Raw genomic sequence first — 22157 nt, forward strand, 5'->3', positions numbered from 1 at the left:
GCTCAGGATTCGTCGTCGGCCGGAGTCGTCGCGGGTTCGCTCGCGCCGCCGTCCGGCAGATCTCCGCGGCGTGGCACGCGGACCGCGGTGCACGGCCACACCATGCGGCCGTTCGAGCGCGATCGCCTGTGGAAACGCAGTTCGTCCTGTCGGCTCACCGGTGCCTCCTGCTGCGGATGCCGGCCCGGGTGTCGGGCCCGATACTGCAACAGACGCACGCGCGGGGCGTTCGGTTCCCTCCCCCGCTCACGTACGTCCGGCCGCCTCGCCCCGCGCTATCCGCTGTTGCGCAGCGCGGTGGCCAGCCCGTTCATCGTGAGCAGGATGCCGCGACGCAGTTTGTCCGAGTCGTCGCCAGCGCGGTAGCGGCGCAGCATCTCGACCTGCAGCAGGTTCAGCGGTTCGAGGTACGGGAAGCGGTTGTGCACCGACCGGTCGAGCGACGGGTTGTCGGCGACGAGCGTGTCGTTGCCCGTGATCGCGGTGTACATCGCGAGCGTGCGCTCGTGTTCCGCGGTGATGCGGTCGAACACGCGCCGTCGCAGGTCCTCGTCGGGGACGAGCCGCGAGTACAGCTCGGCGATCCCGAGATCGGACTTCGCCAGCACCTGTGCCATGTTCGAGAGCACCGAGCGGAAGAACGGCCAGCGTCGGTACAGATCCGCGAGCCGCTCGCGTTTCGCGTCGTCACCGTCGATCCACTGCTCGAAGGCGGTGCCCGTGCCGTACCAGCCCGGCAGCATCACCCGCGACTGGGTCCAGGCGAGGACCCACGGGATCGCCCGCAGATCGGAGATCGCCGTCGTCTGCTTGCGGGACGCGGGGCGTGATCCGATGTTGAGGGCGCCGATCTCGCCGACCGGGGTAGCGGTCTCGAAGTACTCGACGAATCCCGGGGTGTCGTGGACGAGGTCGCCGTATGCGCCGCGTGCGAGGACGGCGAGTTCGTCGAGGATCGCGTAGGCCTCCTCGGCGTCGTCGCCCAGTCCCTCGAGATCGAGCAGCGACGACTCGAGCGTCGCAGCGACGAGGGCCTCGAGGTTGCGGCGTGCGAGCGGCGGTTCCGCGTACTTCGCGGCGATCACCTCGCCCTGTTCGGTGAGCCGCAGCGACCCCTGCACCGCGCCGGGCGGCTGCGCGAGAATCGCCTCGTAGCTCGGTCCACCACCGCGCCCGACGGTGCCGCCGCGCCCGTGGAACAACCGCAGCCGGACGTCCGCGCGGGCGGCCGCCTCGACGAGTTCGAGTTCTGCCCGGTACAGCCCCCAGTTCGCGGCGAGGTAGCCGCCGTCCTTGTTCGAGTCCGAGTAGCCGAGCATCACCTCCTGCACGCCACCGCGAGCCGCGACGAGCCGCCGATACAGCGGAATCCGCAGTGCCGCTTCGAGAGTGCTCGCGCCACCGGCGAGATCGTCGATCGTCTCGAACAGCGGGACGATGCCGACCGGGCACGACGGCTCGGTGTCGTCGTCGCCGGGATCGAACAGCCCGGCCTCCTTCAGCAGCAGTGCGACCTCGAGCATGTCGGAGACGGACGTGCACATGCTGATGACGTAGTTCGGGATCGCGTCGGGCCCGAGGGCGGCGACCGCGTCCGCGGCGGCCCGCACGATCGCGAGTTCCTTGGCCGCGAGGTCGCTCAGCCGTGCGCCGGGCGCCGTGATCGGACGTCTCGTCGCGAGGACGTCCGAGAGCAGCGCGATGCGGTCGTCCTCGCCCAGGTCGGCGTATCCCGTGTGGACGCCCGACCACGCCAGCATGTCGGCGACGACCTCCTCGTGCACGTCCGAGTTCTGCCGGAGGTCGAGGCCGCTCAGATGGAACCCGAAGGTCGCGACCGACGAACGCACCCGCGCGAGGCGGTCGTCGGCGATGACGTCGCTTCCCGAGCGCCGCAGCGCGGTGTCGATCACGGTGAGATCCGCGGCGAGTTCGCCGGGGCCGTCGTACGGCTCGAGGTCGGCCGTGACGCCGTGTGCCGGAACGAATCCGAGGATGCGGCGGGCGGTCGCGGAGAGGCGTCCGCGCAGTCCCCACACCGCGCGACGGTACGGCTCGTCGAGCCGGTTCTCGGCGTCGTCGCCGGACGCCGACGCGAGGAGATCGAGCTCGGCGGACACCTCGACGATGCGCGCCGACATCGACAACTCCTGTTCGAGGTGCGCGAGTTCGCCGAGATGGTGCTCGAGAGCGACCTGCGCCGCCCGCTGCGTCGCCCGCATGGTGACGTCGGCGGTCACGTTGGGATTGCCGTCGCGGTCTCCCCCGATCCAGGAGCCCATCCGCACGGTCGGCGCGCCGCCGAGCCCCACCTCCGGCCAGCGGGCCCGCAGCGCGTCGCGGACCTCGTCGTTCACCTGCGGGACGACCTCGAAGAACGCGGCGTCGTAATAGCGCAGCCCGACCTCGATCTCGTCCTGGATCCGCAGCCGCGAGAGCCGGATGAGCGCGGTGTCCCACAGCGTGAGGATGTGCCGGCGCAGAGCCTGCTCGAGCCGCTCGCGTTCACCGGGCGTCAGGCCACCGCGATCGATCTCGCGCATCGCCGCCGAGATCTGCGACTGGGTGTCGAACACCGTGCGGCGACGGGTCTCGGTGGGATGAGCGGTGACGACGGGCGACACGACGGCGTCGTGCAGCACCGCGGCGACGTGCTCGGCCGAGAGCCCCGCCGCGTCGAGCTTGCGCCACGTCGCGGTGAGCGTGCTGTCCGGTGCGGGCTCCCCCGCCGCGACGTGCACGGCGCGGCGACGCTCACGGTGAATGTCCTCGGCGACGTTCGCGAGGAGCGCGAAATGGCTGAAGGCGCGGACGATCTCGACGGCGTCGTCGTCGGAGACGGCCGCGAGCTGCTCGGCGAGGTCCTGGCGATCGAGCTCCGAGCGCCGCACCGCGAACGCCGACGTGCGTGCGGCCTCGACGAGATCGAAGACGCGCTCACCGGCATGGTCGCGGACGATCGACCCGAGAATCCCGCCGAGGAGCCGGATGTCCTGACGGAGGGGTTCGGGGGCGTCGCGCGGCGTGTCGTGGACACTGCCGACCTTGCGATCGGCGACGGCCCCCATGGGCGAGTCGGGTGAGGTCGAGTCACTGGAGGTCATGACTCCAGTATCGAACGGGGCGCGTGCGCCCGCAGGAAAGGCGACGAGGCGTCAGCCGAAGCGGATCTCGAGCCCGATGCCGATGATGGCGATGACCCAGATCAGGGCCGTGAAGACCGTGAGACGGTCGAGGTTCTTCTCCGCGACGGTCGAGCCCGACAGATTCGACTGGACGCCACCACCGAACAGGCTGGACAAGCCGCCACCCTTGCCACGGTGCAGCAGCACCAGCAGGATCAGCAGCACGCTGGTGATCACCAGCAGAACATCCAGGAACAGCGCCATGGCGTTTTCGGTCCACCCTCGAATCGGAACGGTCGGAACAGGGACGGGTCGCGTACGAACTCTCCGTACACCCTACAAGCCCGCGGTCGTGCGCGACTTTCCGGCCTGGAGACCGGAAAGTCGCGCACGAGCGCGAAGCGCCTACAGCGGCCCGCCGGCCGCGATCGCGGACAGCGTCGCGAAGTCGTCGGCCTTGAGCGACGCGCCGCCGACGAGAGCTCCGTCGACGTCCGCACGCCCGACGATGTCGCCGACGTTCTTCGAGCTGACGCTGCCGCCGTACAGGATGCGGACACCCGCCGCGACGTCCGCGCCGGCGAGATCGGCGAGCGCCGAACGGACGGCAGCGCACACCTCCTGCGCGTCGGCGGGGGTCGCCACCTTGCCGGTGCCGATCGCCCACACCGGCTCGTACGCGACGACGATCTTCGCGAGATCGTCCGCCGAGAGCCCGGCGAGCGAGGCCCGCAACTGGTCGACGCAGTACGACACGTGATCGCCCTGCTCGCGCACCTCGAGACCCTCGCCGATGCACACGATCGGCGTGATCCCGTGCTCGAGCGCCTTCTTCGCCTTCGCGAGGACGACCTCGTCGGTCTCGGCGTGCAGCGTGCGACGCTCCGAGTGCCCGACGACGACGTACGTGCAGCCGAGCTTCGCGAGCATCGCGGCACTGATCTCACCGGTATAGGCACCGGACTCGTGCTGCGAGACGTCCTGCGCGCCGTACGTGAGCAGCAGCTTGTCGCCCTCGACGAGCGTCTGGACACTGCGAATGTCGGTGAACGGCGGAATCACCGTGACATCGACCTTCTCGAAGTACTTCGCGGGCAACGAGAACGCGACCTTCTGCACCAGCGCGATGGCTTCGAGATGGTTCAGATTCATCTTCCAGTTGCCGGCGATCAGCGGCTTACGCGCCATCGGTGAGCACCTCCAGGCCGGGAAGGGTCTTGCCCTCGAGGTACTCGAGCGACGCACCGCCTCCGGTCGAGATGTGCGAGAAGCCGGAGTCGGGCAGGCCGAGCTGACGCACCGCGGCAGCGGAGTCGCCGCCGCCGACGACCGAGAAGCCGCCCTTGCCGGTCGCCTGCGCGATGGCCTCCGCGACGCCGCGCGTCCCGGCCGAGAACCGCGGGAACTCGAACACGCCCATCGGGCCGTTCCAGAAAACGGTGCGCGCACCGGTGAGGATCGTCGCGAACCGCGCGACCGAGTCGGGGCCGATGTCGAGCCCCATCCAGCCCTCGGGGATCGCGTTGGCCGCGACGACCTTCGAGTCCGCATCCGCCGCGAACGCGTCGGCGACCGTGACGTCCACCGGAAGGTGGATCACGTCCGCGAACCGGTCGAGCAACTCGCGGCAGGTGTCGATCATCGACTCCTCGCACAGCGAGTTGCCGACCTCCAGGCCCTGCGCCGCGAGGAACGTGTAGAACATGCCGCCGCCGATGACCAGGGTGTCGACCTTCGGTGCGAGCGCCTCGATCACCGCGAGCTTGTCCGACACCTTGGAGCCGCCGAGCACGACCGCGTACGGCCGCTCCGGATCCTCGGTGAGGGTCCGCAGCACCTCGACCTCGGCCGCCACGAGCCGTCCCGCGTAGTGCGGGAGCAGCTTCGCGACGTCGTACACCGACGCCTGCTTGCGGTGCACGACACCGAAGCCGTCCGACACGAACGCGCCGTCGTCGCCGACGAGCTCGACCAGCGCGCGGGCGAGGGCCTCCCGCTCGGCGTCGTCCTTGCTCGTCTCGCGCGGATCGAACCGGACGTTCTCGAGCAGCAGGACGTCACCGTCGGTGAGCCCCTCCGACCGTGCGAGGGCGTCCTGGCCGACGACGTCGGACGCGAGCTGCACGTTGCGTCCGAGTTCCTCGGCGAGCCGCGCCGCGACGGGCGCGAGCGAGAACGCCGGATCCGGCTCGCCCTTCGGGCGGCCGAGGTGCGCCGTCACGACGACCTTCGCGCCGGCCTCCGCGAGCGCCTTCAGGGTGGGGACGGACGCGATGATCCGGCCCGGATCGGTGATCCGGTCGCCGTCGAGCGGGACGTTGAGGTCCGACCGCACGAGGACGCCGCGGCCGGCGACGCCGGCCTCCAGCAGATCCTCGAGGGTCGGCACCGACGCGCCGGGCGACGTGCTCGATGTAGTCACAGTGGTTCTCACTTCGTGTCTCGTGCGATGCGGGTCGTGCGATGCGGGTCTCGTGCCGAGCGGCGGTGGGTCAGAGCGACTTGCCGACCAGGCCGACGAGATCGACGAGACGGTTCGAGTAGCCCCACTCGTTGTCGTACCACGCCACGACCTTGACCTCGCCGCCGTTGACCTTGGTGAGCTTCGAGTCGAAGATCGCCGAGTGCGGATCGGTGACGATGTCGCTCGACACGATCTCGTCCTCGGTGTACTTCAGCAGACCCTTCAGCGCGCCTTCGGACGCCTGCTTCATCGCCGAGTTGACGTCCTCGGCGGTCGCCGACTTGCCGAGCGTCACGGTGAGGTCGGTGACCGAGCCCGTGGGGACGGGCACGCGCAGCGCGTAGCCGTCGAGCTTGCCGACGAGCTGCGGGAGGACGAGGCCGATGGCCTTCGCGGCGCCCGTGCTGGTGGGCACGATGTTCAGCGCGGCGGCGCGCGCACGACGCAGATCCTTGTGCGGGCCGTCCTGCAGGTTCTGATCCGCGGTGTACGCGTGGATCGTCGTCATGAGGCCGTGCTCGATGCCGAAGGTGTCGTCGAGGACCTTCGCGACGGGCGCGAGGCAGTTCGTCGTGCACGACGCGTTGGAGATGATGTTCTGGCTGCCGTCGTAGTCGCCGTCGTTGACGCCCATGACGATGGTGATGTCCTCGTTCTTCGCCGGAGCGGAGATGACGACCTTCTTGGCACCCGCGTCGAGGTGCCCCTTCGCCTTGGTGGCGTCCGTGAAGATGCCGGTCGACTCGATGACGACGTCGACGCCGAGGTCGCCCCACGGCAGTGCGGCCGGGCCTTCCTTGATCGACAGGCCGCGGATGATCTGGTCACCGACGACGATGTCGTCACCGTCGACGGAGACGTCGTACGGCAGCCGGCCCGTGATCGAGTCGTACTTGAGCAGGTGGGCGAGGGTCGCGTTGTCGGTGAGGTCGTTGACCGCGACGATCTCGATGTCGGTGGTTCCCAACGCCTTCTGCGCGTCGAGGGCCCGGAAGAAGTTGCGTCCGATTCGGCCGAAACCGTTCACGCCTACGCGGATCGTCACAGTGTGCTCCTTTAACCAGTGTTGCGTACCAGTGTGCGGCAGTGTGTGGACGTGCAGTCGTGCCGTGGCGCGGGGCTGCATGCCGGTCGCGCCGACGGGCCGGATGCGGCCGCCGACGTCGTCTTCCACCCTAATGCGGACGCGGTGGCGCCGTGACGCCTACCCACACATGCGTGCAGCGCGCGTCCGTCACGTGCGCGCAGCGCTCAGGCGTCGTCCAGCAGCTCGGCGGTGACGGCGGATTCGGTGTCCGGGACACCGAGTTCCTTCGCGCGGCGGTCGGCCATCGAGAGCAGCCGGCGGATGCGGCCCGCGACGGCGTCCTTGGTCATCGGCGGATCGGCGAGCTGGCCGAGTTCTTCGAGCGACGCCTGCCGATGCTCGACACGCAGTTGCCCCGCTGCGGCGAGATGATCGGGGACCTCGTCGGCGAGGATCTCGAGGGCGCGTTCGACGCGTGCGGCCGCGGCGACGGCGGCGCGCGCGGACCGGCGCAGGTTCGCGTCGTCGAAGTTCGCGAGCCGGTTCGCGGTCGCCCGCACCTCGCGCCGCATGCGGCGCTCCTCCCACACCAGGCGGGTGTCCTGGGCACCCATTCGCGTCAGCAGGGCGCCGATGGCCTCGCCGTCGCGGATGACGACGCGATCGGCGCCGCGCACCTCGCGCGCCTTCGCCGAGATGCCGAGCCGCCGGGCGGCGCCGACGAGGGCGAGCGCGGCCTCGGGGCCGGGGCAGCTCACCTCGAGCGCCGACGAGCGGCCGGGCTCGGTGAGCGATCCGTGAGCGAGGAACGCGCCGCGCCACGCCGCCTCGGCGTCGCCGACCGTGCCGCCGACGACCTGGGCGGGAAGGCCGCGGACGGGGCGGCCGCGGAGATCGAGCAGGCCCGTCTGGCGCGCGAGCGCCTCGCCGTCCTTCGCGATCCGGACGATGTAGCGCGCGGACTTGCGCAGTCCGCCCGCGCCGAGCACGTGGACATCGGCGTTGTACGAGAAGAGATCGAAGATGTCGCGCTTGAGCCGGCGTGCGATCGAGCCCATGTCGACCTCGGCCTCGACGACGACCCGGCCACCGACGATGTGCAGTCCGCCGCCCCCGGCGAATCGCAGCAGCGACGCGACCTCCGCCTTGCGGCAACTCACCTGCGTCACGACGAGCCTGCTCAGTTCGTCCTTGACCTCCGCTGTCATTGCCACGAAGCGCTCTTCCTCTCTCCCTGCGGTGCGATCGCCGTACGACCGCGCGGCGCGGACGCGAGGTCGGCGAGGACGGCGGCCAGTGCCGCCGCGTCGTGAACGTGCGTTCCCGTGGCGGCGACGTCGGCGTAGACGACGTCCGCGTTCAGCCCGCGCGCGGCACGGGCGAGGTGCTCGCGTTCGCGCCCGTACGGAACGGACGCGGAATCCACGACGACGTGATCGACGGTGAATCCCGGTGCGTGTTGCGACAGTACGTGCAGATGGCGTTCCGCGGAGAATCCGGTGGTCTCGCCCGGCTCGGGCGCCAGATTCAGTACCAGGACCTTGCGCGCGGGGGTCGTGCGGAGCGCCTCGAACAGTTCCGGCACGAGGACGTGCGGGATGACGCTCGAGAACCACGAGCCCGGGCCCAGGACCACCATGTCGGCGGACTCGACGGCACTCACCGCCGCGGGCGAGGCGGGCGGATCGTGCGGCAGCAACCGCACGCGCCGGACCTTGCCGGGGGTCGTCGCCACCGCGACCTGGCCGCGGATGCAGCGGCTCACCCGCGGATCCGATTCGAGGCCCTGCACGTCGGCCTCGATCTCGAGAGCGACCGGCGACATCGGCAGGACGCGGCCGCGCACCCGCAGCAACCGGGCGAGCCGGTCCAGCGCCTCGACGGGATCGCCGAGCACCTCGGTGAGCCCCGCGAGAAGGAGATTGCCGACGGAGTGCCCCGCGAGCGCGCCGGTGCCACCGAAGCGGTGCTGGATGGTCTCGGTCCACTCGGCGACGTCGGACGCGTCGTCCGCGAGGGCCGCCAGCGCCATCCGGAGATCGCCGGGCGGGATCACGCCGAGTTCGGCACGCAGCCGGCCGGAGGAGCCGCCGTCGTCGGCGACCGTCACGACCGCGGTCACGGCGTCGGCGACCCGCCGGGCGGCACGCAGCGTGGCGTACAGGCCGTGGCCGCCGCCCAGCGCGACGATCGAGGGACCCTCGGCTCCGCCGGCGGAATCGTGACGTTCCGGAAGAACCTGCCGTTCGGCGGGCTCGGGATTCACCGCCGCGCTCACTCGCGCCCCACGTCCCGGTGCACGACGCGGACCGCGAGGCCGCGATCGTCGCGCAACCGTTGCGCGAGGGCTTCGGTCATCGCGACACTGCGATGCTTGCCGCCCGTGCATCCCACCGCGATCGTCATGTAGCGCTTCCCCTCCCGCCGGTACCCCGCGACCGTGAGCTCGAGCACGTGACGATACGTGTCGAGGAAGTCCTGCGCGCCGGGTTGGGCGAGAACGTACTCGCTCACCGCCGAGGACTGGCCCGTGAGGGGCCGCAGTTCCGGGATCCAGTGCGGATTGGGCAGGAACCGGACGTCGCACACGCCGTCGACGTCGATGGGGAGGCCGTACTTGAATCCGAACGACTGGACCGTCACCTGGACGGCGTGATCGATGTCCGTCGCGAACGCGTCCTCGAGCCGGTGACGCAACTGCTGCGCCGACAGCGACGACGTGTCGATCACGAGATCGGCGGTCGCCTTGATCGGCGCGAGCTGCGCACGCTCGGCGGCGATGCCTTCCGAGAGCGTCCCGTCGATGCCGTCGTACTGCAGCGGATGCGAGCGCCGCACCTGCTCGAAGCGGCGCACGAGGACGGCGTCGTCGGCGTCGAGATAGAGCACGCGCACGTGGACGGGCTTGCTGCCGAGGACGTCGAGGACCGACACGAGATCGCCGGTGAACAGCCGGCTGCGGACGTCGATGACGACGGCGAGCCGTTCGATCGGCGAGTCGCTCTCGATGCCGAGGTCGACCATCCGGGCGACGAGTTCGGGCGGGAGATTGTCGGCGACGTACCAGCCGAGATCCTCGAGGACCTTCGCCGCGGTCTGCAGGCCCGCGCCGGACAGGCCGGTCACGAGCAGAAAATCCATCGGCGCCCGGGGCGGCACGACCGGCACTGACGAATCCTGGTTCTTCACTCCGCTTCCGTTCTCGTGAGGCTTCGTGGGACGTGTCCGACACGCGGCTGGGGATCGCCGTCGTCCGCCGCCGCCGCCGTCGTGGTGGTGGACGGCCGATCGGCAGCATAATTCTCACCCACGGCGGCGGAGTCCGTCACCGGTCCGGCGTCGTCGTGTCGCGGATCGCTGCCACCGAGCGCCGCGAGCACGGCCCGGGCGGTCGCGACACCGATCCCCGGCACCACCGTGATCTCGTCGACGGACGCCTCGCGGATGCGCGCGACGGACCCGAAGTGCTCGACGAGCGCCCGGCGCCGGGTGTCGCCGAGCCCGCGGACGGAGTCGAGCGCCGACGCCGTCATCCGCCGCGAGCGCTTGCTCCGGTGGAAGGTGATCGCGAACCGGTGTGCCTCGTCGCGGATACGTTGCAGCAGATACAGCGACTCGCTGGTGCGCGGCAGGATCACGGGGTCCTCCTCGCCGGGGACCCACACCTCCTCGAGCCGCTTCGCGAGCCCGATCACGGCGACGTCGGTGACCTCGAGTTCGTCGAGGACGGCCGCCGCCGCGGCGACCTGCGGCGCACCGCCGTCGACGACGAAGAGGTTCGGCGGGTACGCGAACCGGCGTGGGCGGCCGGTCTTGGGGTCGATCGCCGCCTCGGGCGCCAGATCGCCGCCGTCTCCCCCGGAGTTCTCGTCCCGCAGGTCCTCGGCGTCGGGGACGGCCCCGGCGCCCGTCTGCTGGGCGAGCGACTGGAGGTCCCGGTTGTGCCGCAGGAAGCGCCGCCGCGTCACCTCGGCGATGCTCGCGACGTCGTCGGAGCGGCCGTCGCCCGCGGCCTCCTTGATCGCGTAGTGCCGGTAGTCGGACTTGCGGGGCAGCCCGTCCTCGAACACGACGAGCGACGCGACGACGTCGGTGCCCTGGACGTGGCTGATGTCGACGCATTCGATCCGCAGCGGTGCGGAGTCGAGTCCGAGCGCCTCCTGGATCCCCTGCAACGCCGCGGACCGCGACGTGAAGTCGCCGGCCCGGCGCAGCTTGTGCTGCGCGAGCGCCTCCCCCGCGTTGCGCGCGACGGTCTCGGCGAGCGCCTTCTTGTCGCCGCGCTGCGGCACCCGAAGACGGACCCTGCTCCCGCGGAGTTCGGTGAGCCACTCCTGCAGTTGCTCGGCGTCCGGCGGCAGGACCGGGACGAGGACCTCGCGCGGCACCGCGGACGCCGCCTCCGTGCCGGCGGCGGCGTCCGCGAGCGCGGCCTGTTCGCCGTAGAACTGGGTGAGGAACTGCTCGACGAGCAGCGGGAGGTCCCTGCTGCCCGCATCCGTGCCGTCGTGCGGCGCCCGGTCCTGCGGCGCTGCGTCGTCGGTCCCGGCGAGCAGTGAGCGATCGACGACGTCGCCCGCCTTCTCGACGACCCACCCGCGCTGGCCGCGCACGCGGCCGCCGCGCACGTGGAACACCTGGACGGCCGCCTCGAGCTCGTCGTCGGCGAACGCGACGACGTCGGCGTCGGTGCCGTCGCCGAACACGACCGCCTGTTTCTCGAGGGCACGCCGCAGCGCCCCGATGTCGTCGCGGAGCCTCGCCGCCGTCTCGAAGTCGAGGTCGTCCGAGGCGACGCGCATCCGGCGTTCGAGCTCGCGCACCATGCGGTCGGTGCGGCCCGCGAGGAAGTCGCAGAAGTCGTCGACGATCGTGCGATGCTCGTCGGCGCTCACCCTGCCGATGCACGGCGCCGAACACTTGTCGATGTACCCGAGCAGGCACGGCCGGCCGATCTGGCTGTGGCGCTTGAACACTCCAGCCGAGCACGTGCGCGCGGGGAAGACCCACAACAGCAGATCGAGCGTCTCGCGGATCGCCCACGCGTGCGAGTACGGGCCGAAGTACCGGACGCCCTTGCGGCGCGGACCGCGGTAGACGAACAGTCGCGGATACTCCTCGTTCAGCGTCACCGCGAGGACCGGGTACGTCTTGTCGTCGCGATAGCGGACGTTGAACCGCGGATCGAACTCCTTGATCCAGTTGTACTCGAGTTGCAGCGCCTCGACCTCGGTCGTGACGACGGTCCACTCGACGCTCGCGGCCGTCGTCACCATCTGCCGGGTCCGGGGATGCAGGCTCGCGACGTCCGCGAAATAGGACGTCAGCCGCGACCGGAGGTTCTTCGCCTTGCCGACGTACACGACGCGGCCGTGCACGTCGCGGAACTTGTAGACACCGGGATCGGTGGGGATCGTTCCGGGGGCGGGGCGGTAGGTCGACGGATCGGGCACGACACCCACGGTAGCCGCCCGGTCCGTCACTCCCGCGTGTAGCGTGCCTCCGCCTCGCGGAACGACCGGACGGAGTCGACGGCGCGTTCGCGATCGTTGGCCTGGACCGCCATCACCGACATGAACTCGTCGTCGGGAAGCTCGAGACGCGCCCACGCGGCGCCGTCGGGGAAGCTCATTCCGTGGACGTCGTGCCACGCGAAGGTGCGTTCGGTGAACGGATTGCGCACGCGCACGCCCGCGGGCGAGACCGCGAGCCGCGGCCGCGCGAGGGTGAGCACACCCGCGGCGAGCACGATGCCGATGCCCACGAAGGCGAGCTGATCGGCGGGGCGGAAGAACACGCCCGTGCTGGTGTCACCGCGCAGCAGGATCGCGAACGTGACGTGCAGGATCACGAGGCCCACCGCGACCGCGACGGCGTACCGGGTCGTCTTGCGCGGGCGTCCGATCGTCGTCCATTCGATGTCGGTCTCGGGCTGGCCGGACGGCGTCATGGGTACCTCTCGATGTTCGGGCCGTCGATCGTCGGGGCGCGGCCGGGTCGTTCACGGTCGTCCCCACGACCCAGCGCTCAGAACGAGCTCTCGGTCCAGGGTTGGCGGAGATGGCGCAGGCTCACCGCGGCGTCGAGCGCCGCCGCACACGCCTCGCCGCCCTTGTCCTCGACCGAGCCGGGCAATCCGGACCGGTCGACTGCCTGCTGTTCGGTGTCGGTCGTGAGCACGCCGTTCCCGACGGGGGTGCTCTCGTCGAGCGCGACGCGGGTCAGGCCCGCCGTCACGGCGTCGCACACGTACTCGAAGTGCGGGGTCCCGCCGCGGATCACGACGCCGAGCGCGACGACGGCGTCGTGGGTGCGGGCGAGTTGCTGCGCGACGACGGAGAGCTCGATCGCACCGGCGACGCGAACGACGGTGACGTCCTCGTCGGAGAGTTCGGACGCCTGCGCGACGCGCAGCGCACCGGCGAGCAGTGCCTCGCTGATGTCGTGATGCCACCGTCCGGCGACGATGCCGAGCTTGAGACCCTTGGCGTCCGCGAGCTGCAGCTCCGGGCGGCCCTCACCACTCACGGCGCGTCTCCCTGCCCGCTCGCCTGGAAGTAGTCGCCCGGCTCGGCGGGGGTGTCGACCTCGAACTCGTCGAGCCCGACGAGGTCGTGCCCCATGCGGTCGCGCTTGGTGCGCAGGTAGGTGAGGTTCTCCGAGTTCGCACGCAACGGCATCGCGACGCGATCGACGATCTCGAGCCCGTAGCCGTCGAGTCCGACCCGCTTGGCCGGGTTGTTCGTGAGCAGCCGCATCGACGTCACGCCGAGGTCGACGAGGATCTGCGCGCCGGTGCCGTAGTCGCGGGCGTCCGCGGGGAGCCCGAGCTGGAGGTTCGCGTCGACGGTGTCGACGCCGGCGTCCTGCAGCTGGTACGCCTGCAGCTTGTGCAGCAGCCCGATGCCGCGGCCCTCGTGGCCCCGCATGTAGAGCACGATCCCGCGGCCCTCCTGCGCGACCATGTCGAGCGCGGCGTCGAGCTGCGGACCGCAGTCGCACCGCAGCGAGCCGAACACGTCACCCGTGAGGCACTCCGAGTGGACGCGGACGAGCACGTCGGCGCCGTCGCCGTCCGGGCCCGCGACGTCGCCGCGCACGAGCGCGACGTGCTCGACGTCGTCGTAGAGGCTCTTGTAGCCGACGGCCGTGAACTCGCCGTGACGCGTCGGGATCCGGGCCGACGCGACGCGCACGACCTGCTTCTCGTGCTTGCGGCGCCACGCGATGAGGTCGGCGATGGAGATGAGGGCGAGGTCGTGGTCGTCGGCGAACACGCGGAGCTCGTCGGTGCGGGCCATCTCGCCCTCGTCCTTCTGGCTCACGATCTCGCAGATCACGCCCGCGGGACGCAGATCGGCCATGCGTGCCAGATCGACGGCCGCCTCGGTGTGCCCGGGACGGCGCAGCACGCCGCCCTCCTTGGCCCGCAGCGGCACGACGTGGCCGGGACGCGTGAAGTCGGCGGCACCCGTCGTCTCGTCGGCGAGCTTGCGCATCGTCGTCGCGCGGTCGGACGCCGAGATGCCGGTGCCGATGCCGTCCTTCGCGTCGACCGTCACGGTGTACGCGGTGCCGTGCTTGTCCTGATTCGTCGCGTACATCGGCGGCAGGCCGAGGCGGTCGCAGTCGGCGCCCGTCATGGGGACGCAGAGGTAGCCCGAGGTGTAGCGGACCATGAACGCGACGAGCTCCGGCGTCGCCTTCTCGGCGGCGAAGATCAGATCGCCTTCGTTCTCACGGTCCTCGTCGTCCACGACGACGACCGCCTTGCCCGCCGCGATGTCGGCGACGGCGCGCTCGATGCTGTCGAACCTGGTCACTTCCACTCCACTCGGATCGTTGCGCCACTCGGAATCGTCGCCCGGCGTGCGTGTCAACACTACTTCCCCTGATGCGTACGCCCCCGCCCGGCGTGGACGCCCTGCGGTCAGTGGCCGCTCGCGCGCAGCCGCTCGACGTACTTCGCGATGACGTCCACCTCGAGGTTGACGGCGGTTCCCGGCTCCGCGGAGCCGAGCGTCGTGAGGTCGAGGGTCGTCGGGATGAGCGAGATCTCGAACCACCCGTCGGCCGCGTTCGGCTCGCTCACCGCCGAGACGGTCAGCGAGACGCCGTCGACGGTGACGGACCCCTTCTCGACGACGTACCGCGACACGGAGTCGGGCAGCGAGATCCGCACGACCTCCCAGTTCTCGGACGGGCGCCGTTCGAGGACGCGGCCGGTCGCGTCGACGTGTCCCTGGACGAGGTGGCCGCCGAGCCTGCTCGCGACGGCGGCGGCACGCTCGAGGTTCACGTGGCTGCCGACACGGAGCGCGCCGAGGCTCGACCGGTCGAGGGTCTCCTGCATCACGTCCGCGGTGAAGGCACCGTCCGCGAGGACCTCGACGACGGTGAGGCACACGCCGTTGACCGCGATCGAGTCACCGTGGCCGGCGTCGGACGTCACGACCGGGCCGCGCACCGTGAACCGTGCCGCGTCGGGCAGGTCGTCCTTCGCCGTGATCTCGCCGCGTTCCTCCACGATTCCGGTGAACACTCGCCGTCACGTCCCTTCGCTCGTCTGCTGGTCGCGGCCGCCTGCCGGCGTCGCGCTGTCGGTGGCCTCGTCCCGCACGTAGTGCAACAGCACGTCGGGTCCGGCGGATTCCGCGGATTCGAATCGGAAGCGGTGGGCGTGCGCGAGCGTCGTCACGCCGGCCGAGACCGCGGCGGCCGGGCCGTCGCCGAGGACGATCGGCGCGATGTACGCCTCGATCCGGTCGACGAGGCCCGCGGCGAGGAAGGCGCCCGCGAGGCGTGGCCCACCCTCGACGAGCACGTCGGTGTAGTCGGCGAGCGCGGCCGCGATCTCCGCCGGGTCGTGGGTGCGCACCAGAACGGTCGGGGCGGCGTCGTCGAGTACGCGCGCGCCCTCCGGGATGTCCCGCAGGCCGACGACGATGCGCACCGGCTGATGCGCTGCGAGGTCGCCTTCCGGGGTGCGGGCGGTGAGCCAGGGGTCGTCGGCGATCACGGTTCCCGTGCCGACGACGATCGCGTCGAGCGTCGCGCGCTGGGCGTGCACGACAGCACGCGCGGCGGGGCCGGTGATCCACTGGCTCGTGCCGTCGGCGGCGGCGCTGCGCCCGTCGAGCGACGCCGCGTACTTCCAGCGGACGAGCGGCCGACCGGTCCGTTCGCGATGGAGCCACGCCTGCAGCGGCCCGGTCTCCACGTCGCGTTCGCGCACCCCGCGGGAGACGAAGACGCCGGCCTCCGCGAGCGTCCCTGCCCCGCCCGCGGCACGCGGGTTGGGGTCCGCCGCCGCGAAGTGCACCTCGGCGATGCCGGCGTCGACGAGCGCCCGGCTGCACGGCCCGGTCCTGCCCTGGTGATCGCACGGCTCGAGCGTGACGACGGCCGTGCCGCCGCGCGCCGCCCTGCCCGCGGCCTCGAGCGCGACGATCTCGGCGTGCGGGCCGCCCGGGGGCTGCGTAGCGCCGACACCGGCGATACGGCCGTCACGGTCGAGGATCACCGCGCCCACGGGCGGGTTGGGACTCGTCGAGCCGCGGACGGTCTCGGACGCGCCGATCGCGATCTGCATCGCGGCGTCGATCTCGTCGGCGTCGTGCCGCGAGCGCGCTGCGGCACCTCCGCGCGAAGCCGCCACCGTCAGGCCAGCGTCAGGTGGGGCGAAGCCGCCGCGGCCTGCTCGCGCAGCGCACGGACGGCCAGGGCCGGATCCTGCGCGCCGTACACGGCGGAACCTGCGACGAAGCAGTCCACGCCCGCCTCGGCCGCGGCCTCGATGGTGTCGGCGTTGATGCCGCCGTCGATCTCCACGACGAGGGTCAGCTCGCCGGAGTCGACGAGTTCGCGTACGGCCCGCGCCTTGCCGAGGACATCGGGAATGAACGACTGGCCGCCGAAGCCGGGCTCGACGCTCATCACGAGGAGCGTGTCGAAGTCCTTCAGGATCTCGAGGTACGGCTCGATCGGTGTCCCCGGCTTCACCGACAGACCGGCCTTGCCGCCCGCGGCTCGGATGTCGCGGGCGACCGCCCGCGGGTCGTCCGTCGCCTCGGCGTGGAAGGTGACGTTGTAGGCGCCCGCCTCCGCATAGCCCGGCGCCCAGCGGCCCGGATCGTCGATCATGAGGTGGCAGTCGAGCGGGATGTCCGTCGCGGCGAGCAGGCTCTGCACGACGGGAAGGCCGAGCGTCAGATTGGGCACGAAGTGCGCGTCCATGACGTCGACGTGCAGCCACTCGGAGCCCTCGACGCGGGCCGCCTCGTCGGCGAGCCGCGCGAAGTCGGCGGACAGGATGGACGGGGCGATCATCGGGTGGGCCACGCCCGCAGTCTACGGCGCATCGCGGCTACCGATCCCGGGGGTTCGGGCGTACCCGCACGGGGTCTCAGGGGACGCGATTCGTCCAGTCCGTCGTCGTGAACTTCGACTCGACCAGATCGCGGGCGGCCGCCAGTTCGGCGTCGGTGTAGGTACTGGTCCGGGTCTCGTAGCGGGCGCGGAAGTGTGCGAGGAACGCGGCGACGATGGCGTCGCGTGCCATGCCCGTCTGCGAGCGCATCGGGTCGACGCGCTTGCCTGAGCTCGTGATTCCCTTGTCGGAGATCTTCTCCCGGCCGATCCGCAGCACCTCCGACATCTTGTCGGCGTCGATGTCGTAGGACATCGTCACGTGGTGCAGCACGGCGCCCGCCGCGAACCGCTTCTGGGCGGCGCCGCCGATCTTGCCCTGGTCGGACACGATGTCGTTGAGCGGAACGTAGCGGGCGGTGATGCCGACGTCCGCGAGCGCGCCCATGACCCACTGATCGAGGAACGCGTACGACTGCTCGAACGTGAGCCCGTCGACGAGCGAGGTGGGGACGGCGAGCGAGTAGGTGATGCAGTTGCCCGGTTCCATGAACATCGCGCCGCCGCCGGAGATGCGGCGCACGATGCCGATGCCGTGGCGCGCGGCGGCCGCCTCGTCGACCTCGTTGCGCACCGACTGGAACGAGCCGATGACGACGAGCGGAGCGTCCCAGTCCCAGAACCGCAGGGTCGGAGGCCGCTCCCCCGTCGCGACCTCGCGGGTGATCACCTCGTCGAGCGCGACGTGCATCGCGGGATCGAGGACCACCGGCTCGATCACGTCGAAGGTGTGGTCGTACCAGCCGGTCGCGTGTCCGAGCGCACGACGGATCGCGACACCCACCGACTCGGGCGTGAACCCGATCAGCGACGCGCCGTCGCCGAGGGCGCCCGAGATCGCGTGCCCGAGCTGCGCGGCGTCGGCGGTCGTCGGCATGCCCGTGACGGCGGCGGTGATGTCGCCGAGCGCCTCGTCGGGTTCGAGGAAGAAGTCGCCCGAGAGCGACACCTGCGAGAGCCTGCCGGCCGCCACCTCGACGTCGACGACGACGAGCTTGCCGCCGGGGACCTTGTATTCGCCACGCATCAGCAGTCACCACGCATGACGCCAGCCTATCGAGCACGGCGCGGAGCCGGCGGGCCCTGGACACAGCGGACCCTGGACATCCGGGGCGTACCGGGACGACGATCGGGTGATGCGAGTCATGCGCGTCACCACGAATCTGCCGGTCGCCGACATCGACAGCGCTGCACCGTTCTACACCGACTTCCTCGGTCTGAGCACCAAGGAGTTCGACCTCGGCTGGGTCGCGCGCTTCACCGATCCCGAGACCGGAGCGCACGTGCAACTGGTCACCCACGACGCGACCGCGCCCGCGGATTCGGTGCTCTCGCTGCACGTGGACGACGTCGATGCCGCGTACGAGGAAGCGGTCGCCGCCGGTGTCGAGATCGTGCATCCACTCACCACCGAGGAGTGGGGTGTGCGGCGATTCTTCGTCCGCGCTCCCGACGGCGCGGTGATCAACATCGTTGCCCACCACGACTGACTCCACTCGCCGAGCGGGCGGTGGGCGGGACCGCCACTCGGCCGATGCTCCGGAAACGGCCCGCTCGGTGCGGGCTACAGCGGCTTGCGCAGCGCGGCGAGGAACATCCCGTCGGTGCCGTGACGGTGCGGCCACAGCTGTGCGGACGGGCCGTCACCCGTCTCCCCCACTCCCGGGATCAGCTCACGGGTGTCGAGTTCCACGAGCCCGTGACGCCGCGCGGCATCGGAGGCGACGCTCACCGTCTCCGACAGGTGCGGCGAACACGTCGAATAGAGCACGACGCCGCCCGGCCGCACGAGTTCCGCTGCCGCCGCGAGCAGTTCGCGCTGCAGCGTGACGAGCGGCCCGACGTCGGACGGTTCGCGCCGCCACCGCGCTTCGGGACGGCGGCGCAATGCGCCGAGACCTGTGCACGGAGCGTCGACGAGGATGCGGTCGTAGCCCGGCTCGAGCCCGGAGTCGCGGCCGTCGACGACGTGCACGTCGACCGGCAGATCGGAGACCGCCTTACGCACGAGTTCGGCGCGATGCTCGGCGGGTTCGACGGCGTCGACGCGGAAGCCGTCGATGTCGGCGAGCGCGCCGAGCAGCGCAGACTTGCCGCCGGGGCCGGCGCACAGATCGAGCCAGCGGCCGCCGTCCTCGCCCTCCAGTGGCGCGAGAGTCAGTGCGCGCGCGACGATCTGGCTGCCCTCGTCCTGGACGCGCGCGAGCCCGTCGCGGACGGGTTCGAGCGACCCGGGATCGCCGCCGTCGAGATGCACCGCGTACGGCGACTGCTCGCTCTCGGTGCCGCCGACGACGAGCGCGAGTTCTTCCGCGGTGATGCGTCCCGGCAGTGCGACGAGATGCACGGCGGGGCGCGTGTCGTCCGCAGTCAGCAGCGCTTCGAGTTCGTCGGCACGGGAACCGAGCGCGTCGGCGAACGCCTGCGCGATCCACCGCGGATGCGCGTAGCGGAACGCGAGATGCCCGACGGGGTCCTTCGCGGCGTCGGGGGCGAGAGCGTCGATCCACTCGTCGGCCGACGACCGGCTCACCTTCCGCAACACGGCGTTGACGAATCCGGCGCCGCCCTTGCCCCGCTCGGTGCGCGCCATGTCGACGCTCGTCGCGACGGCCGCGTGGGTGGGCGTCCGGGTGCGCAGCAGCTGATAGGTGCCGAGCCGCAGGATGTCGAGGAGCGGCCCATCGATGTCGGCGACCGGCCGGCCCGCGGCGTCGGCGATCACGGCGTCGAGGAAGCCGAGCGCACGCGCGGAACCGTAGGTCAATTCCGTCGCGAACGCCGCGTCGCGGCCGCTGATCCGGCGCTCGCGCAGCAGCTTCGGGAGTGCGAGGTTCGCGTAGGCGTCGCGTTCGCGCACGGCGCGCAGGACGTCGCGGGCCGCCGCGCGGGCGGGATCGCTCTCGGCCGGGCGTGCGGGAGCCGCGGGGCCACGGCCGCCGGAGCGTCCCCGGCCGGGGGCCGCTCCGCTGCCGCGCGCCGGGCGCCTGCTGTCGCCGCTGCGGTCGCTGCGCACCCCGCGACGGCCACCACTGCCCTTGCCGCCGCTGCCCTGTCCACTCTCGGTGTCGCTCACGACGCCGTCACCTCACCGTCGAGTCGTGCGCCGCGGGCCCAGTCCGCGGCGATCATCTGCTTCTTTCCCTGCGGCTGGACGGTGCCGAGTTCGACGGCCGTCGACGCGGTGCCGACGAGCACCCGCTTTCGCTCGACCACGACGGTGCCCGCGGGTACGACGTCGTCGGTCACCCGGACGGGGCCGAGCTTGACGCGCGTGTCCCCGATCGACGTCCACGCGCCGGGTGCCGGTGTCACGGCACGGATGTGGCGATCGACGGCGGCGGCCGGAGTCGTCCAGTCGACGCGGGCGTTCTCGACCGTGATCTTGGGTGCGTACGAGACGCCCTCGGCGGGCTGCGGTTCGGCGTGGACGGTGTCGTCCTCGATGCCGTCGAGTACGGATTCGAGCAACGCGGCGCCACTGTGGGAGAGCCTGTCCAGCAGCACGCCGGACGTGTCGTCGGGCCGGACGCGTTCGGTCGCCACGCCGAACACGGGCCCGGTGTCGAGCCCCTCCTCGAGCCGGAAGGCGCTCGCGCCGGTGATCTCGTCGCCCGCCGCGATCGCGGCCTGGACGGGCGCGGCGCCGCGCCACGCGGGCAGCAGCGAGAAGTGGAGGTTCACCCAGCCGTACCGGGGGACGGCGAGCACGTGCGGCGGGACGAGCGCCCCGTACGCGACGACGGGACAGCAGTCCGGAGCCAGTTCGGTGAGCCGCGCGACGAAGTCCTCGTCGGAGGGCCGCGACGGCATGAGCACCTCGATGCCAGCCTCGTCGGCGAGGGCGCCGATCGGCGACCGTACGACGCGCCGACCGCGACCTGACGCGGCGTCGGGTCGCGTCACCACGGCGACGACGTCGTGGCGTGGTGACGCGAGGAGCCGTTCCAGGGAGGGAACGGCCGCGTCGGGAGTCCCGGCGAAGACGATGCGCATTCTCCCGATTCTATGGGTGCGCACGCCCCGCGATTCCCACCGCTGCGCGAGCAGGCACTGCTACGAGTGCGAATCGAGCACGACCTGCGCGATACCGGTACCGAGGCGGACGGGGACGCACGCTGCGCGCGGCTCGGCGGACGGGTCGAGCGCGAGGCGCACGAGGTCGGCGACGTAGGGGTCGTACGGTGCGAGGAAGTGGCCCGAGAGGTCCTGCGGACAGCCGTCCTGCACGAAGACGGCGTGCGTGTCCGGCCCGTCCAGCGCCATCGACGACGCGGGCTGGATCATCTCGTCCACACGTGAGCCGATGGTCGTGTACGTCACGCCGGGGACGGTGTCACCGCCCGCGTTGAGTTCGGCGAGTTCGGGAGACCCGGCCATCTGCTGCCGCACCGCGAGCGAGGTGAGCGCCTCGACGAGATCGGGTCCGCCGGGGATCGCCGCGAGCAGCGGGGCGAGGCCGTACGCGATGCTGCCGCGTGACGGCGACGCGAGCCCGACCCACCGCTCCACGACGGCCGCGCCGCCGAGCAGGTTGACGTACCACCGGGCGACGTTCGCGCCCTGCGAGTAGCCGACGAGATCGACGGACTCCGCTCCCGTCCGCTCGCGCACCACGTCGACGAACGCGGCGAGTTGGTGTGCGCTGGTACGCATGTCGCCGAGTGCGTTGCCGTCGCGGTCCGGCACGCGCCCGTAGTCGAGGGCGAACACGCACCGGCCGTCGTCGACGAGTATCGGGGCGATCATCGCCCAGTCCGAGTAGGCGCTCGCATCGGTGCCGTGGACGAGGATCACCGGGCGCGGGTGGGCTGCGCTCGGGACGCACCCGAAGTCGTTGGTGCCCGCGGGCGCCGCGCCGGGACGGTCACGGTCGTAGCGCGTCGCCTCGCTACGACCGAACTGGCGCGGACCGGGCTCGGTGGGCACGGTCGCACCCACGGGGAGTTGGGGTGCGGGAGCCGCGTTCGCCTCCGAGGTGCCGAGGATCACGGCGCCGACCAGGATCGACACGACGACGAGCGGAACGACGACTCCCGACACCGCTTCCCGGACGATCCGCATGTCGTGATCGTCGCGCACCGCCGGCCGCGGCGTGCCCGGACGCGGTCAC

General features: G+C 71.4%; 21 protein-coding genes. 1 reads left to right on the top strand and 20 read right to left on the bottom strand.

What is annotated here, in order from left to right; all coding sequences use genetic code 11:
- Window positions 1-2: 2 nt before the first annotated feature.
- The 17 genes from RR1_RS22235 to lplAB all read right to left on the bottom strand — a co-directional run bounded on the left by RR1_RS22235 (window position 3) and on the right by lplAB (window position 18071).
- Complete coding sequence (locus tag RR1_RS22235) at window positions 3-158, bottom strand: hypothetical protein (protein WP_169847019.1); 156 nt, start codon at window positions 156-158, stop codon at window positions 3-5.
- 117 nt (window positions 159-275) lie between these two features.
- Window positions 276-3068, bottom strand: a complete 2793-nt coding sequence (gene ppc / locus RR1_RS03330; protein WP_010838915.1) for a phosphoenolpyruvate carboxylase — start codon at window positions 3066-3068, stop codon at window positions 276-278.
- Window positions 3069-3155: 87 nt separating this feature from the next.
- The gene (gene secG, locus RR1_RS03335) at window positions 3156-3389 is read right to left on the bottom strand and encodes a preprotein translocase subunit SecG (RefSeq protein ID WP_010838914.1); all 234 of its coding nucleotides are present in this window, start codon (window positions 3387-3389) and stop codon (window positions 3156-3158) included.
- Between the two features lie 141 nt (window positions 3390-3530).
- The gene (gene tpiA, locus RR1_RS03340; RefSeq protein ID WP_010838913.1) at window positions 3531-4313 is read right to left on the bottom strand and encodes a triose-phosphate isomerase; all 783 of its coding nucleotides are present in this window, start codon (window positions 4311-4313) and stop codon (window positions 3531-3533) included.
- Window positions 4303-5547, bottom strand: coding sequence for a phosphoglycerate kinase (locus tag RR1_RS03345; RefSeq protein WP_040773974.1), 1245 nt, complete (start codon window positions 5545-5547; stop codon window positions 4303-4305). The genes tpiA and RR1_RS03345 overlap by 11 nt, the downstream gene beginning before the upstream one ends.
- Window positions 5548-5617: 70 nt before the next feature.
- Complete coding sequence (gap, locus tag RR1_RS03350; protein WP_040773999.1) at window positions 5618-6634, bottom strand: type I glyceraldehyde-3-phosphate dehydrogenase; 1017 nt, start codon at window positions 6632-6634, stop codon at window positions 5618-5620.
- A gap of 206 nt (window positions 6635-6840) precedes the next feature.
- Window positions 6841-7824 (bottom strand): DNA-binding protein WhiA, encoded by a 984-nt coding sequence (gene whiA / locus RR1_RS03355; protein ID WP_174555398.1) that lies wholly within the window; start codon window positions 7822-7824, stop codon window positions 6841-6843.
- Window positions 7821-8807: a gluconeogenesis factor YvcK family protein gene (locus tag RR1_RS03360; protein ID WP_071990756.1), complete on the bottom strand. Its 987-nt coding sequence runs from the start codon at window positions 8805-8807 to the stop codon at window positions 7821-7823. Before RR1_RS03360 ends, whiA begins: the two co-directional genes overlap by 4 nt.
- Window positions 8808-8890: 83 nt before the next feature.
- Entirely contained in the window at window positions 8891-9757 is an 867-nt protein-coding gene (gene rapZ, locus RR1_RS03365) for an RNase adapter RapZ (RefSeq protein WP_051111230.1), read from the bottom strand.
- Between the two features lie 44 nt (window positions 9758-9801).
- A complete protein-coding gene (gene uvrC / locus RR1_RS03370; RefSeq protein ID WP_040773994.1) occupies window positions 9802-12069 on the bottom strand; it encodes an excinuclease ABC subunit UvrC in 2268 nt (755 codons plus the stop codon).
- A 26-nt stretch (window positions 12070-12095) separates the two neighbouring features.
- Complete coding sequence (locus RR1_RS03375; RefSeq protein WP_010838905.1) at window positions 12096-12566, bottom strand: PH domain-containing protein; 471 nt, start codon at window positions 12564-12566, stop codon at window positions 12096-12098.
- A 77-nt stretch (window positions 12567-12643) separates the two neighbouring features.
- Window positions 12644-13144, bottom strand: coding sequence for a 6,7-dimethyl-8-ribityllumazine synthase (gene ribH, locus RR1_RS03380; RefSeq protein WP_010838904.1), 501 nt, complete (start codon window positions 13142-13144; stop codon window positions 12644-12646).
- Window positions 13141-14439: a bifunctional 3,4-dihydroxy-2-butanone-4-phosphate synthase/GTP cyclohydrolase II gene (locus RR1_RS03385; protein ID WP_051111229.1), complete on the bottom strand. Its 1299-nt coding sequence runs from the start codon at window positions 14437-14439 to the stop codon at window positions 13141-13143. Before RR1_RS03385 ends, ribH begins: the two co-directional genes overlap by 4 nt.
- Window positions 14440-14546: 107 nt before the next feature.
- A complete protein-coding gene (locus tag RR1_RS03390; RefSeq protein WP_010838902.1) occupies window positions 14547-15158 on the bottom strand; it encodes a riboflavin synthase in 612 nt (203 codons plus the stop codon).
- A 6-nt stretch (window positions 15159-15164) separates the two neighbouring features.
- Window positions 15165-16208, bottom strand: a complete 1044-nt coding sequence (gene ribD, locus RR1_RS03395) for a bifunctional diaminohydroxyphosphoribosylaminopyrimidine deaminase/5-amino-6-(5-phosphoribosylamino)uracil reductase RibD (RefSeq protein WP_051111231.1) — start codon at window positions 16206-16208, stop codon at window positions 15165-15167.
- A gap of 68 nt (window positions 16209-16276) precedes the next feature.
- Window positions 16277-16957, bottom strand: a complete 681-nt coding sequence (gene rpe / locus RR1_RS03400) for a ribulose-phosphate 3-epimerase (RefSeq protein ID WP_010838900.1) — start codon at window positions 16955-16957, stop codon at window positions 16277-16279.
- Between the two features lie 64 nt (window positions 16958-17021).
- Complete coding sequence (gene lplAB, locus RR1_RS03405; RefSeq protein WP_010838899.1) at window positions 17022-18071, bottom strand: lipoate-protein ligase LplAB; 1050 nt, start codon at window positions 18069-18071, stop codon at window positions 17022-17024.
- A 109-nt stretch (window positions 18072-18180) separates the two neighbouring features.
- Between lplAB and RR1_RS03410 the strand changes: the two genes are divergently transcribed.
- Complete coding sequence (locus tag RR1_RS03410) at window positions 18181-18534, top strand: VOC family protein (protein ID WP_040773988.1); 354 nt, start codon at window positions 18181-18183, stop codon at window positions 18532-18534.
- Between the two features lie 74 nt (window positions 18535-18608).
- Here RR1_RS03410 and RR1_RS03415 read toward each other — a convergent pair whose 3' ends face one another.
- The 3 genes from RR1_RS03415 to RR1_RS03425 are packed head-to-tail and all read right to left on the bottom strand — an operon-like array spanning window position 18609 to window position 22108.
- Entirely contained in the window at window positions 18609-20060 is a 1452-nt protein-coding gene (locus tag RR1_RS03415; protein ID WP_072713598.1) for an RsmB/NOP family class I SAM-dependent RNA methyltransferase, read from the bottom strand.
- Window positions 20061-20116: 56 nt separating this feature from the next.
- Window positions 20117-21040, bottom strand: coding sequence for a methionyl-tRNA formyltransferase (fmt, locus tag RR1_RS03420; protein ID WP_010838504.1), 924 nt, complete (start codon window positions 21038-21040; stop codon window positions 20117-20119).
- Window positions 21041-21100: 60 nt separating this feature from the next.
- Complete coding sequence (locus RR1_RS03425) at window positions 21101-22108, bottom strand: alpha/beta fold hydrolase (protein ID WP_040773511.1); 1008 nt, start codon at window positions 22106-22108, stop codon at window positions 21101-21103.
- Between the last annotated feature and the right edge of the window lie 49 nt (window positions 22109-22157).

Origin of the sequence: Rhodococcus rhodnii NBRC 100604, assembly GCF_001894925.1 — a bacterium.
GTDB lineage: Bacteria > Actinomycetota > Actinomycetes > Mycobacteriales > Mycobacteriaceae > Rhodococcus_F > Rhodococcus_F rhodnii.